This is a genomic window from Maridesulfovibrio salinus (assembly GCF_055394525.1).
Window position 1 is genome coordinate 2304163 of the sequence record NZ_AP042461.1, and the last position, 14022, is coordinate 2318184.

Sequence of the window (14022 nt, forward strand, 5' to 3'; positions counted from 1 at the left end):
GGCCTCCGGCTATATGAGTTTTAGTAATTGTGCTTCTACTTCTGAAAGGTTCTTCCTGAGATCAAACTTTTCCGCGATACGTCTGGGAGCTCTTTTACTCATTTCCTTTCTTAAGTCTTTGTCCCGAATGAGTTTGAGCATGTTTTCGGCAAAGGCGATAATGTTTCCTTCCGCAGATAGAAGTCCTGTTTTATGGTCTGCGACAGTTTCAACAGGGCCCCGGGTTGAATATGCGACAACCGGCAGGCCTGCTGACTGTGCTTCAAGATAGACCATGCCAAGGGCTTCGTTGATTCCGGGGAAAGCAAAAATGTCCGCTGTACTGTAGTATTTATAAAGCTCATCCCTGTGGATTCTTCCCAGGAACAAAACCTTATCTCCAGCTTTTTCCCGGGCCAGGCGTTCAAGGCGTTTTTTTGCGCTTCCGTCTCCGGCTATGATCAATCTGGTTTTCGGTTCTTCAGCAGCAGCTTTACCGAAAGCGTTGATCAGGTCGGCTACACTTTTTGCCTTTACATCATCCCTCAGCATAGCTGTAGACATGATTACGGTTTGCCCATGCAATTGCAGATCGTTCCTGACCTGCCGCCTGCTTTGTTCGCAGAATGAAAACTTATCGGGTTCAATTCCCGGATGAGTTCGGGATAGCTTCTCTGGTATAATAATTCGTGAGAGATTGCAAAAGTCTATTTCTTTATTGGCAAACACATGTTCAGCATAAATAAGCGCATTTTTGTTTGCCATATATCCGGGCCAGTTTTTTAAACTGCGCCGATGTTTAGTCGCGAAAACCCCTTGATATATGACATAGGGTATACTCAGTTTTTGAGAAATATTAGGTCCAAAAAGGTCGGGTGATTTATGATAGCTGTGGTAAGTGAGCCAGAGGTCGGGATTGAACTCTTGAACCCGTGTCATGGTTTTTTGATATTCCAGATAGGTGGAAGGCCATTTTTGCGGCTTGTTTATTATGTTCCAGAGACGGGTCCGGCTGGCTGTAATGATTTCGTGACCACGGTCACGAAGAAAGTTGTGCAGGCTGCGCCCTATCATGAGGTCCCCGGAAGGGACTTTATGATCAAGGGGTTTATGTGGTGCAAAAAAAGCAATCTTCATGTTCTCCTCCTGCGGTAAGGCCGGGCCTCGCGGAAGCTCTTTTGATATTCTTCGCGTTTAGGAGATTACTTTTGCTCTGTAAGTCAAAGGGATGAGTTTTGCTATGCTTAAGAATTCCTAAAATATTGGTAAAAGTCGTTAACTTAAGGCTTTGCTGGAAAGTTTATTTTTAATTCTTGAAAATAACCTAAGTTATGTAAAAGAGTGCAAGGGAAAAGACAAAAACTTTTCTGGATACTCTGAGCTTTTCAAGACTGACTCTGAAAAGTGTCCTAATACAGTTCGCTTAATCAAATCTGTTGTATTTGGTCCTAACGATTGCAATACGCGAAGCAGTGATCAATCATTGGTTCTGAAAAGTGGAAGGGATGGGAAGATCTCATTATGCAAAATAATCTCTTCCCAAGCTTCTGAAATAAAATCAACCGGCCTTGATACCGTATAGTTCGTAAACATCTGCCAGCTTGTTTATCCAGTACTTGTTATCGAAAATCTCGTGTACTCTTTCTTTGGCTGCGGGAATTACGGATCTTCTGAAGTCCTGATCGGTGAGCATTTTTTTCATGGCATCAGCCATTGATTCGTAGTCGCCGGGTTCAACGAGCAGTCCTGTTTTCCCACTATCAATCAGCTCGGGAATGCCGGAAACAGTGGTTGCCACAACGGGAACGGACATGGCCATGGATTCGGCCAGAACGTTGGGGATTCCGTCCCGGTCACCGTTATCGGCAATTTCGCAGCCAAGGGCGAACAGGTCCGCATTGCGGTAGAGTTCAAGCACTTCTTCATGCGGCTTGGTCCCGAGCCATGAGCATTTATGAGCAATGCCGAACTCTTCAAGCAAGGGTAATGTCTGTTCTCTCTCGTCCCCGTCTCCGACGATCTTGTAAGAAAAATCTATCCCTTTCTCATCAAGTTTTTTAAGGGCCTTAAAGACTGTAGGCAGCCCTTTTTTGGCCGTAAAGCGGGCGACTGTGAAAATCTCGTATGGAGTTTTGCTGCCGTGTTCTTTGTCTGAACTGAAAAGATCAAGGTCAATGCCGTGGTAAACCTTGTGGATTGGTTTTCCTTCCGGTGCAATGGATTGCAGGTAGTCGCAGTTGTATCCTGTGCAGGTTACTGCGAATTTGGCTTCGGATATCTTGGCTGTTATTTTCTCGGGCTTCTGGGTGTAGATATCCTTTGCATGGGCGGTGAAGCTGAACGGCAATCCTGAAAGGCGGCTCGCATTTCTTGCCACCGAGCATGGCGAATGGGCAAAATGGGCATGAAAGTGAAAGATATCTGATCCGGGTAGAACCTTTTCCACTATGAACTCAGCCTGCAGCATGTGCTTGAAAGATGCTTCACTTCCGGTTTGGCGGTATGCTTCCCATATTTTGTCGATGCGGGAAGTGAACTCCTTGTCCTCGCCATAGCGTGGGTCATTCAGTCCTGCATCCATGTCGGAAGAACCGAAGAGTTCAATAAGGCAGCCTTCAACTGTGGATGGAAGGTAGGAAACTTCGGCTTTAATCTCTGAAATTGATTTGTGTGTGAAATCTTCACGCGGCTTGCGCATGGAAATAATATGGATTTTTACGCCTCTTTTTTCGAGGAGTCTGATCTCATTGGAGATGAATGTTTCTGAAATACGCGGATAGCCCTTGAGGATCATCGCCAGGACTGGGGTGTTATCATTTTTCATTGCAATACTTCTTGAAGTAGTCCACACGCTGATGCATTACGTCCAGACCGGTGAATTTGAAATCATGAATTGCATCTCTGATTTTCTGGGAATTGTTCAGCAGGTTGTCGACCTTTTCCATTATACTGTCGGGGTCAAGTTGATGCCAGGGCAGATAGTCTGCAAGGTTCTGATCTTTAAGTACCTGCGCTCTGATTGTCTGTTCCAGTCGCGGTGTTTCCCTTGGAACGATAAGTGCGGTCTTTTTATGTGAAAGAATTTCGCAGAATGTGTTGTAGCCACCCATGCAGACAACAAGATCAGCATTGCTGAACAGCTTTTCCATACGTCTGTAGAAATGGTAGAAAGTAACAGAAAGTTTTTTGGCTCTATTGGAAAGGTCGAGTCGCTGCTCCTTGGACATGAAGGGACCAGTGACCATTATAGTCCTGAAACTGTCAGATCCGTGTTTTTCCAGAGCCTTTAGATAAGCATCCATCATCGGATAGCCGTCACCGCCTCCTCCGGCTGTGATTACTACCAGTTTCTTGCCGTTCTTGCGTTTTTCCGGTGTGGAGCGGGAATGAACTTTGCGGGGTATGTATCCGGTAAAAACCATTTTGTTACTGATGGCTTCAGGAATACGGTACTCTTTAATGGGATCGTAGTATTCCTTATGTCCGTATACCCAGATCTCAGAGTAAAGGTCATCAAGCACGTCGTAGATGCCTTTAGCCGTCCAATCGCGGATTGTACTTTCAGAATCGTCCATAATATCACGCAGTCCGAGAATGGTGCGTGTCTTGCCGCCTTTTTTCATCCATTCAAGAGTAGGCATGATCTCACGTTTCAGGCCACGTGGAGCTTTGTCCACAATAAAAAGGTCCGGCTGAAAACTTTTAGCCGTGGCATCAATTATGGATTGGCGGATGGACATGGCATGAATCGGTTCAATTTTTATAGAATGAGGCACATATATATCGTTTGCCTGTTTAATCATGCCGGGAATGCGGACGAAATCAATCTGTTTCGGGAACTCAAAGCGTCCCACAATTGGTGATCCGGTAAGGATGAGGATGTTGACCCCTTTACATTTAAGTTGTGATGCTATCGCCATTGTGCGTCTTATGTGCCCAAGACCATATGTGTCGTGGGAATACATCAAAATATTAAAGGTCTTGTCCATTTATAATACCGGAACCTGGGGTTAGATTGTCTTTGGCTGATTTATATTTGTCTTGCTTCACTTTTAACGATGGAATATCTAGCGAAAAGCAATACATCTGTAAATCTTTAAAATAAGGTCAGTGCATTCGTGGTAATTTCTATTATTTTTTTTGCGTAGAAGCAATCCCTTTTCTAAACTTTTATTACTGACTCTACCTTTTTTTAACTACTTATAATATCATACTTTTGTTCAAATTATAAGGATTATCGATGAACTCTATAATCGATTTGATAATTTATGCCCACGACGGCCGGGGACTCGGGCATGTAAGCCGCAGTGTTGCCATAGGACTTGCGGCGCGAAGGCTTTTCCCTGAAATGTCGGTTTTGCTTGTTACAGGATGTTCCTGTGTGGCTGAACTGGTTGGAAAGGGTGATCTGGACTGGATAAAACTGCCTTCCTACAAAACACGGATCACTGATGGAAAATCCTCCGGAGCTCCAGGGGCAAGTAATATTGAAGATAAACTTCTCGGAGGCCTCCGGGCTAAGAATATCCGACATATTATAGATACATATAAACCTAAGGTTTTTCTTGCCGATCATACTCCGCAAGGCAAACACAAAGAGCTGGTTCCGTCGCACTCTGTTTCTCCGAATACAAGGCGTGTTCTGGGTGTGCGTGCCGTTGTGGGAGATGTTGACAAGGTCTGGTCGGATTATTCCGCCGAGGTTTTTGATGGCATCTACTCTGATATTTTGTGGTATGGCGATTCTTCAGTGACCGGAAGGTCCGAGGTTGATGCTTTGGCAGACCGTTACGGTGTTGATCCTTTTGAAACAGGATATGTTTCCCGTTTTTCGGAAATGGATATGATTGAATCCGTCAGTGGAATGAATCCAAGGTATGCTGGAGTCATTTCTATTCCATGGTCCGGCGAAGGAACCATGGTTGTGCTTGAGAATTTGAGTAAAGCTCTGATGAACATTGACAGCAGTCTCGGGGAATGGAAAATTTTTATGGATCTCAGTGCTTCCGGGATTGATATAGTGAGAAATTGTTTTTCCGGTCTGGATAATGTTTCATTTTCACAGGTTGGGTCTCAATTTTTCTCTGAACTGGCCAGCTCCCGGTCTTCAGTCATATACGGCGGCTACAACAGCCTGACTGATGTAATGGCCTGTGGAACTCCATCCATCGTGCTTCTCAGGGGTATGAAAGACGGCGAACAGGAGGAGCATGCAGCTGTTCTTGCCAACCACTCTGCTGCTATTGTGGATGTTTTTCCGGAACAGGGGGTTAGTGCAGACTCTCTGGAAACGTCATTGCTGAAATGTCTTGAAACGGATTGTGCTGCGGACCATGTAAATCTCAAAGGGGCAGAAAATGCTGCCCGGTATCTGGCTGATATCGCTGGAGTGTGAGGGTAAAATGCTGACTGCAACACCTGAAGTGCGTAGACGTCTGCGCCTGCTGACTAAAAAAATGTCGAGAAATGAAATGAAGCAGTGGGAGAGAATTCTGTCTCCTGTAGATCGCAATGTTTCAGTGCTCGAAGTGGGGTGCGGCAGGGGCGTGAAAACTGATTTTCTGCGTTCGCAAGGTTTTAATAACATTATCGGAGTGGAGAAAAATGAGTTTCAGGTCACGGAGTGTCGTAAGCGCGGTTTGAATGTATTGACTCTAGATGAATTTTCCGAAAAGCATTCTGAAGATAAGTTTGATCTGCTTATTCTGTCCCATATTATTGAACATTTCGACTTTAACGGAGTCGTAGAATTTATTGATGGCTACCTAAAGCATCTTCGGCCGGGGGGAATGCTTCTTATTGCTACTCCAATGCTTCATCCTCATTTCTGGCTCGATCTTGACCACTATAAGCCTTACTATCCGCAAGGCATCAAGAATTTTTACAGCGGTGAAGACGAACAGGTTGGGTTTACTTCAAAATATCGCTTGAAGCTAAGGGATATCCGTTTCAGGAGAAGCCCCTTTAAAGTTAAGAACGACCGTAGTCTCCTGCTGAAAAAGAATGATCTTCCAATGTTGATGTTCAATTTGTTTTGCGCGGCGGCATTCAGGATTTCATTTTCTGCTGTCGGGTATAAATCCGGATGGATAGGACTGTATAAGCTGAAGAGTTAATATTTTGAGGGAATTGTGTTGATGCAGTCTTGTTCCGTGGCGGAACGTTTCCAGTAGACTCTGAATTTAAATGTTTTATTTTGAAAGATGGATATTATGATTGAATGGCAGAAATTATCATTTGAGGAATTGACTACCGGGCAGCTTTATCAGCTCCTCAAATTGCGTGTAGACGTGTTTGTTGTAGAGCAGAAGTGTCCTTACCCTGAACTGGATGATAAAGATCATGTCGGTGATGTATATCATCTACTTGGATATCAGGATGGTGAACTGGTCGCCTGTGCCCGTCTGTTGCCTCCCGGGATCAGCTACAACGGGGCAAGCATCGGAAGGGTGGCTACAAAAAAGGATTTTCGAGGGGGAGGGCTAGGGCACAAGCTGCTGGATTATGCAGTTAAACAGTGTGTAAGTATGTGGCCTGAGCATGATATTGAAGTCGGAGCACAGGAATATCTGGAAGATTTTTACCGGCAGTACGGCTTTGTTAGAACATCGGAAATGTATCTCGAAGATGATATCCCGCATATCGATATGAAAAGAGTAAAATAGGAATTATTAAAAAAGTGCTTGCATATAATTTCGCGTTGGAATACTAAAGCTAGAAAATAAACAATTTTTTGGAAAATTAGAGCGAACACAGAATGATACTATCTTCCCTCGATCACATGAACAGCGTCATCGCAACCGTCACCTCAGTGGTGATGGTCGTGATTACTGTCGTGGTCGTGCGAGGCTTAAAAGGGCCGGAGGGAAGGTTGTAAACTAAAGTTTGCTAATCAGGTGCAGTTGTACACCCCCGCCGGCCCAGCCGGCGGGGGTTTTTTATTTTCATCAAAAAATGAGGGTGTGAAAGTGGAGATCAGTGGTGCTAAACTCGTGGTTAAGTTGTTGGAGCGGCAGGGGATTGATATCATATGCGGAATACCCGGCGGTTCCAATCTGCCGATCTATGATGCTCTGAAAGACAGTTCCATCAGGCATATTCTTGCGCGTCATGAGCAGGGAGCCGGTTTTATGGCTCAGGGAATGGCTCGGACCTCGGGAAAAGCCGCAGTATGTATGGGCACATCAGGTCCCGGTGTAACCAATCTTCTCACAGCCATTGCGGATGCAAGACTTGATTCGATTCCTGTGGTGGCGATTACCGGGCAGGTAACAAGTTCATTGATAGGTACAGATGCATTTCAGGAAGTTGATACTTACGGACTGACCATTCCAATCACCAAGCACAACTTTCTGGTTCAGTCTGCTGCCGATCTGCTTGAAGTAATCCCCGAAGCTTTCAGGCTTGCAGAGTCCGGCCGTCCCGGTCCTGTTGTTGTAGATATTCCGAAGGATGTCCAAAAAGAAATAATAGAAATATCTTCTTTACCCGAGCCCGGCCGAAAGGATTCCCCCGGTTTCTGTGATCCGGAGTTGATCTCGCAGGCTGTTGAGATGATACAGAGTTCACACAGACCGGTTATCTACGCCGGGGGCGGGGTTGTAGCCTCTGACTGCTCTGAAAGTCTTATGCGTCTGGCCCAGCGTAACTCAATTCCCGTGGTGACAACTCTTATGGGGTTGGGGTCATTCCCTCATGGTGATCCGAATTATCTGGGGATGCTCGGCATGCACGGATCAAGGGCTACAAATATGATAATGGAGGAAGCTGATCTGATTATCGCGCTCGGCGTCCGTTTTGATGACCGCGCAGTGGGAAAAGCCTGTGAGTTCTGCAGACATGCTGACATTCTCCATGTTGATATTGACCGTTCGGAAATCGGCAAGATTAAACCTTCCAATCTCTCAATTGTCGGCGATGTCGGGCATGCCTTGAGCGAGTTTGCCGACCGGGTTGAAACATCCATAAGAATCGGCTGGAGTGCCCGGATAGCTTCTTTACGCATGATGTATCCTGAAAGTGAAATCAACGAGGCAGATACTTTCAACCCGCGTAATCTGATCAGAGTAATGGGTGAGTCCCTTTCTGATGAAACTATTATAACCACTGATGTGGGACAGCACCAGATGTGGGTGGCCCAGTATTATCCGTTCAGGAAAACAAGAACCCTGCTCACATCTGGTGGACTCGGGACAATGGGATTCGGTCTTCCAAACGCCATCGGTGCGGCATTGGCAAAGCCGGACAAAAAGGTTGTATGTGTAAGTGGTGATGGCTCTTTTCTTATGAATATTCAAGAGCTTGCCACGCTTGCAGAGCATAGGCTCAATGTTAAGGTCGTCATTATGAATAACAATCGTCTCGGGCTTGTCCGCCAACAGCAGGAGCTTTTCTTTGAGGAGCGTTATTTCGCTTCGAGCTTTGACAGCAATCCTGATTTTGCTTCGATTGCCAGAGGGTTCGGCGTTCCTTCTTTTGATCTTGCCGAACAGGATAATCCGGAGATGTTTTTGCGCAGAGTTCTCGGGAAAGATGGACCCTGTGTAATCAATATTCCCATAGGTCTTGAAAATAAGGTTCTTCCTATGGTTCCTCCTGAATGTGCAAACCGTGAAATGATCGGGGGTTAATGATGCATAATTTTGTAATAGAATTGCTGGTTCGCAACCATGCCGGTGTAATGAGCCAGATTACCGGGCTGTTTTCCCGACGTAATTTCAACCTTGAGGGAATCATATGCGGTCCTGTTGAGGGCGGTGGCAAGAGCAGGATGATACTTACCGTCGCTGATGACAGCAAGCTTGAGCAGATATTGCTTCAGTTGGAGAAGCTGTACGATGTTTTGGATGTAAAGCAGGTGGATAATCATCCTCTTACTGCTGTTTTGGCCGATTTGTAGCTCTCATGGCCAAATCATTGCCGCAGTTGATGATTAAAGTTTTGAATGCCTGGGCTGTAAAAATTCATAGCAAAGCACAGTTATGCGTGAGTAGTCTCAAGTGGTGCTCTGCACATTGCTGGAGCAAAGGGATGTAGATTTTATGGCTCGCAACAATTTATTTCTAGATGCTACTGGTCCTTTATGAGGGGCTGGCAACTCCGGCAGAACTGAAAGTCCTGCCGGAGTTGTTTATGAAGGGTGATAATTCAGGCTTTTCCAGTTTTTCAAAAAGGGGATGACCTCTCCGGTCGAGGATAATAGTTCCTGAATTTGACCGCGTCTGCGCATTCTCTCCAAACCTTTTTCCAGTGCTTGGTGTACAATCTGGCCATGAATATTTCTTCTGGAAATTATGAATTTTTTACTTTCCACGAGCGTGATTTTAAGCCCTGGAACGGGAACAAGTCTTGTCCCGTCACTGGTTATGCTCATATCTGGCGTTCTTTGAAATTTCAGGGGTATCCAGTCTGCCTGCCCTGATCTGATAAGTTCATACATGGACTCAGATTGGGCGGACCTCTTAATATGCTCAATGCCCATTTTTCTTAAGGCCATATGTTCATTGTCCCAATCCGGAGCTATCAAGGCGGTTCCTGCGTCATTCAACTCTTCAGCACTCCTTACCTTCAGTAGATTTCTGTTGTCTGGAAGGCAGAATACCCCTTTAAATAGTTTTTTAGACTGGACAGTTGTCATTATAAGATACATGCGGAGCTTATAGTCCGGTATTTCAAGGTTGGAATTACTTATAAGGTGTGAGCCTATTACGGCATTGCCCTTTGCTACTTCTTCAGCTTCCCTGCGGATATTCGGAACTTCCAGAAACATAATATTTGCGTCCAGCCCCCCGGATTTGAGAGCATTGTCAATAATGATCAGTTCAACTGCATCCTGATAGGGGCTGTTGAGAATGGAAGAGGGGATATTCAGTTGGTCATATTTATTAGATTTTAAATATGAATTGTATGCTTCAATTTTATCAGGGGTTGCTGCTACTGATATTGTGATTTTCGTGTTTGGAGAACCCATTTGAGGTAGGAAAAAAATAAAAAGAAAGAGACATAGCAGAATCTTAGCTATAGATGGAGGGTGGGGCAGCATATGAAGATGGGCTAGCATATGTTTAATGGGATCCTCCAAAACGTTTTCAGTGGTTTATATGTTATTGATGAATATAAAATAAGATAACTTATATATGATAACTTTGTTTATTTCCAGTTTTAATATGTGTAAAATTTGACATATTTAATGCTCTGGTTTGTTTTTATGTAATATTTTGAAATAATTTATATAAAAATTTTTACCGTGTGTTTGAAATTTATCAGTTAATTTTGTGTTTAATTTAACATCTTGAAATTAAACAATTTAAAATTATAGAATACTTTTTTTGTTTTTGTTTATGTGCTAAATGGAGAGTATATTTATTCTGATTTTTAATCAACCCGTACTGTTTGAAGTTGGCAGATGGTTTGAGTTAAAGGGTTTAACTGTATATGCGGATAAGTGACCAAAAAAATCCCCCTGATTGAAGGGGGATTATAGGAATCTACGGAAGGAGTTGACGGTGCTGGTTTAAGAGGCTGAATCTTCCAGCCATTTTTCAAAAGTGGGAGGCGTTGTCACGCATGCGAAAAGCTGCTTCCATTCACAATGTGCGGTAAGCTCAACACCTCGTTGAATTATGGATACCGGCTTGTCTGACGACACTACGATTACAATGAGGTTGTCATGCTTTGCGGTGAAGCGCAGTGCGGAATTAAAGCGTGCTCCACGTGCCCTGTTTTCGCCCAAAACAGATTCTCCATCAAGAAGGCATGCAAAACCGTGCAGTTGCAGGTCCTTGCCAATATGCACAGCGCCGTCCAGTTTTGTAAGTGACCGGGCAAGCCCACGCATTTCCGGCTCTCTTAAATCCAGTGGTTTTTCCAGTTTCTGGCCGGCTATTTGTACAGGCTCATCATTGAAGTCAAGAACCAGTGTGCAACCGTGACTACGGTGGTTGGCCGAAGTGATCATCCTGGTTACAAGCTGAAAAAGTTTGTGCCTGGTGTCGGCTGGCATATCAAGCTCAAGCAGGTATTCTTCGAGCTGAACAAGATTTGGCTTGTAGTTGGTGGATGAATATTTGGCATCCGCAAAGCTGCATACCGGGTCGTTTCCTAGAAGAAGAACTCCCCAGTCTCCCTTGAAATGGGCAGAAATGGAGTTATTAGTCGGACCTACGGAAGCTATCCCCACAACGCGTTTGCCATCTGAAACAAGTTTTCGGCTTGAGCTTTCAACAGACTGCAGCAATTTACGCACGTGCTTGTGGTTTACAAGAGACGGTCTTTCCGTTTCGGGAAATTTAGCCATGTACTGAATCGAGTCCAGTTCAGATGGCTCAATGAAAATCAGGTCGCCTCTTGCCCATGCGCCTTCTTCACGTGTTTTGGATATTCCGAGTATCGCATCAAGGATTGGATAGACTCGAAGCTGGGTGTCCCAGCCCATTATTCTGTTGCGTTGGTCCACAATGTAATCACGAACGGCGTGTGTGGAATATTCACGAAGCAGGTGTCCGGAACTGTCTATACGCAGAATATTCTGGGTCGCGAAGTCTTGCGAGAGCAGAAGTGCGGCATATTCCATCCAGCTTTCAGTCGGTCCTGTGGAACACATGTCAGGATGCTGTTCCGTGAACCAGCACTGATAGAATATACTGCTTGAGCGGGCACTGCAGGTAATAAGTCCGGCAAGGGCCAGATCTCTGGAAGGGATGACTTCAATAAGCCGGGTGTTGTCATCATGATTGCTTCCTGCACGCCATTCTTGCGAATCCAAATAGTATTCTTTTAATTTGGGTTCATGCTCTTTGAGTAGATCCTGAGGATCGTATATCCGCAAGGGATCATCAGGACTCACAGCATAAATCAGTGCAGCCCGGCTTGTTTTTGAAAAATGGGACAAGCCGTCCCGCAGGCCGTCCATAATGTGGAAAATACACAGGTTGGCAAAAGATTCAGAGCTCATTTATATCTTCCTGGCTGAATTGTATTTTTCACAAGGATTACTTCATTTTTTTCTTCTTTGCGAAGCCTTTTTTGGTTTTATCGCGGTTCAAATTTTTGTTTCCGGCGGCCTTTTTTGAACCGTTTGGTTTGGCTTTTTTCTTATCTGTTTTCTTTCCGCTGTTCTCCGAATTGTCGTCTTTTTTATGGGGCCTTGTATTCTTATTCGCCTTATGTCGGGGGGTAGAGGGCTTACCGCCTCTTCCTGCTCTCGGATCCTGCCCGGGGTCCGGGATAAGGATTCGATGTTGTCTGAGACGTTGGGCATCGGTTTTGGCAACATATATTTTATTTCCTTCCGGGTCACATTCGCAATAGTACATGGCGGTTGCAACTGTTCCCGGAGTCGGAATAAAGCATTGAATCTGACGCGGCTTCCAGCCTCTGTCTGCCAGCCACGAACCAAGCATACGCATGTCATCATCTGTGCATCCGGGAAATGCACTCATCAGATAGGGAATGACATACTGCTCTTTCCCGGCTTTTTTGGATTCAACCGCAAACATTTCCAGAAATCTTTCAAACACTGGAAGGTCCGGTTTGCGCATGTGCTTGAGTACCGAAGGAGAAATGTGCTCCGGAGCTACTTTCAGCTGTCCGCCAACAAATTCCTTGAAAATATCTTTCAGGCTGGCACGGTCCTGCTGGCCGAGGTCATAGCGGACTCCACTGGCCACCCGTACGTGCTTGATGCCATCCTGTTTTGCTGCATCACGCAAAAGTCGCAGATTGGCTTTCTGGTCGTATTTGAAGTTCGGGCATACTTTTGGAACCAGACAGCTTTTGCGCTTGCATTTGCCTCTTTCAAGGGTGCATTCCGCATTCCACATGTTCGCACTGGGACCGCCGATATCCGAAACAGAGCCTCGAAAGTCGGGGTGTTCGTTCATGCGTTTTAATTCAGACATGATGGATTTTTTGCTGCGTGAACGGATATGTCGTCCCTGATGTATGGCTATGGAACAGAAAGAGCATCCGCCTCCACAACCGCGGTGAGAGGTGATGCTGAATTCAATCATTTCCGCAGCCGGAATCCTGTCCTTGTATGAAGGATGCGGTCGGCGGGCAAAGGGCAGTGAATAGAGCCAGTCCAGTTCCTGCGTGCTTAAGAAATCTGAGGGCGGAGTCATTATGACATGCCTGTTGTCCACAGGATGGGTGCTCCATTCTGTTCCTTTATGAACCTGGGCTTCCATATCCATTGTGGCCTTCATCAGTTGTTTCGGTTCAGAAGCTATTTCAGCATGTGAGGGTAATTCAACAACTTCCGCATCTGCAGGGATATCTTCAGGTAATCCCATGAAGGCTGTGCCTTTTATTCCTTTCAGTACATCGGGAGAATACACCTCCGTTTCTGAAAGCCGGATGGCCGCATCAAGCATGGCTCTTTCGCCCATCCCATAGACCAGAAGATCGGCCTTGCTGTCCATGAGGACTGGTTTACGTATTTTCTCGGTCCAGAAGTCGTAATGAGATATGCGCCGTAAGGATGCTTCGATTCCTCCGATTACGACCGGCAGGCTTTTAAAGGCTTTTTTTATCAGGTTGGTGTAAATTATGATTGCCCGGTTTGGGCGCGCTCCGCTTTTGCCGCCGGGAGTGTAGGCATCATCGCTTCTTTTTTTACGGAATGAAGTGTAGTGGGCGACCATGGAGTCCAGTGCCCCGGCGGATACTCCGGCGTAAAGCCGTGGCCTGCCGAGTTCTTCAAGTGCCTTGCTGTCGGTCCAGTCCGGCTGGCAGGCAAGAACCACTCTGAAACCATGCGCAGTAAGTACGCGGCCCAGCAGAGGAATTCCGAAACTGGGGTGATCTATGTAACTGTCTCCTGAAACCAGGAGTATATCAGGTCTGTCCCAGCCCAGTTTGTCCATTTCCTTGCGGGTCATTGGCAGAAAGTGAGGCTGGGGACCATTCTTAGCGATAATGCTTTTTTTCATGGGCGGAGCATATAGCCGAACCCCCGTACTGGCAAGAAGCTAATGCCGGGTTTTGGATCAAGGTGATGAACCATGTGCCATGGGCACAAAATAAACAATCTTAGATTTACAA

General features: G+C 45.6%; 11 protein-coding genes. 5 read left to right on the forward strand and 6 right to left on the reverse strand.

Annotated features, from left to right (window positions below; genetic code table 11):
- Positions 1-9 precede the first annotated feature (9 nt).
- The 3 genes from ACZ5PW_RS10365 to ACZ5PW_RS10375 all read right to left on the reverse strand — a co-directional run bounded on the left by ACZ5PW_RS10365 (position 10) and on the right by ACZ5PW_RS10375 (position 3968).
- Entirely contained in the window at positions 10-1116 is a 1107-nt protein-coding gene (locus ACZ5PW_RS10365) for a glycosyltransferase family 4 protein (protein ID WP_464552987.1), read from the reverse strand.
- Between the two features lie 421 nt (positions 1117-1537).
- Complete coding sequence (locus ACZ5PW_RS10370) at positions 1538-2803, reverse strand: glycosyltransferase family 4 protein (RefSeq protein ID WP_464552989.1); 1266 nt, start codon at positions 2801-2803, stop codon at positions 1538-1540.
- The gene (locus ACZ5PW_RS10375) at positions 2793-3968 is read right to left on the reverse strand and encodes a glycosyltransferase family protein (protein WP_464552992.1); all 1176 of its coding nucleotides are present in this window, start codon (positions 3966-3968) and stop codon (positions 2793-2795) included. Before ACZ5PW_RS10375 ends, ACZ5PW_RS10370 begins: the two co-directional genes overlap by 11 nt.
- Before the next feature lie 251 nt (positions 3969-4219).
- Here ACZ5PW_RS10375 and ACZ5PW_RS10380 point away from each other — a divergent pair, with 251 nt between their 5' ends.
- From ACZ5PW_RS10380 to ilvN, 5 genes are all read left to right on the forward strand, one after another.
- Positions 4220-5374: a glycosyltransferase gene (locus ACZ5PW_RS10380; protein ID WP_464552994.1), complete on the forward strand. Its 1155-nt coding sequence runs from the start codon at positions 4220-4222 to the stop codon at positions 5372-5374.
- Complete coding sequence (locus ACZ5PW_RS10385) at positions 5337-6095, forward strand: class I SAM-dependent methyltransferase (protein WP_464552997.1); 759 nt, start codon at positions 5337-5339, stop codon at positions 6093-6095. The genes ACZ5PW_RS10380 and ACZ5PW_RS10385 overlap by 38 nt, the downstream gene beginning before the upstream one ends.
- Positions 6096-6191: 96 nt before the next feature.
- Entirely contained in the window at positions 6192-6644 is a 453-nt protein-coding gene (locus ACZ5PW_RS10390; protein ID WP_464553000.1) for a GNAT family N-acetyltransferase, read from the forward strand.
- Positions 6645-6947: 303 nt separating this feature from the next.
- Positions 6948-8609: a biosynthetic-type acetolactate synthase large subunit gene (gene ilvB / locus ACZ5PW_RS10395; protein WP_464553002.1), complete on the forward strand. Its 1662-nt coding sequence runs from the start codon at positions 6948-6950 to the stop codon at positions 8607-8609.
- On the forward strand, positions 8609-8878 hold the full coding sequence (gene ilvN, locus ACZ5PW_RS10400; protein WP_464553006.1) for an acetolactate synthase small subunit: 270 nt from the start codon (positions 8609-8611) through the stop codon (positions 8876-8878). Before ilvB ends, ilvN begins: the two co-directional genes overlap by 1 nt.
- 231 nt (positions 8879-9109) lie before the next feature.
- On the opposite strand, the gene ACZ5PW_RS10405 is transcribed toward ilvN, so the two are convergent.
- The 3 genes from ACZ5PW_RS10405 to ACZ5PW_RS10415 form a co-directional block, all read right to left on the reverse strand.
- Positions 9110-10039, reverse strand: a complete 930-nt coding sequence (locus tag ACZ5PW_RS10405; protein WP_464553009.1) for a hypothetical protein — start codon at positions 10037-10039, stop codon at positions 9110-9112.
- A 453-nt stretch (positions 10040-10492) separates the two neighbouring features.
- Positions 10493-11932, reverse strand: a complete 1440-nt coding sequence (locus tag ACZ5PW_RS10410; RefSeq protein ID WP_464553012.1) for a DNA integrity scanning protein DisA nucleotide-binding domain protein — start codon at positions 11930-11932, stop codon at positions 10493-10495.
- Positions 11933-11969: 37 nt separating this feature from the next.
- On the reverse strand, positions 11970-13910 hold the full coding sequence (locus tag ACZ5PW_RS10415) for a YgiQ family radical SAM protein (RefSeq protein WP_464553014.1): 1941 nt from the start codon (positions 13908-13910) through the stop codon (positions 11970-11972).
- Positions 13911-14022 lie beyond the last annotated feature (112 nt).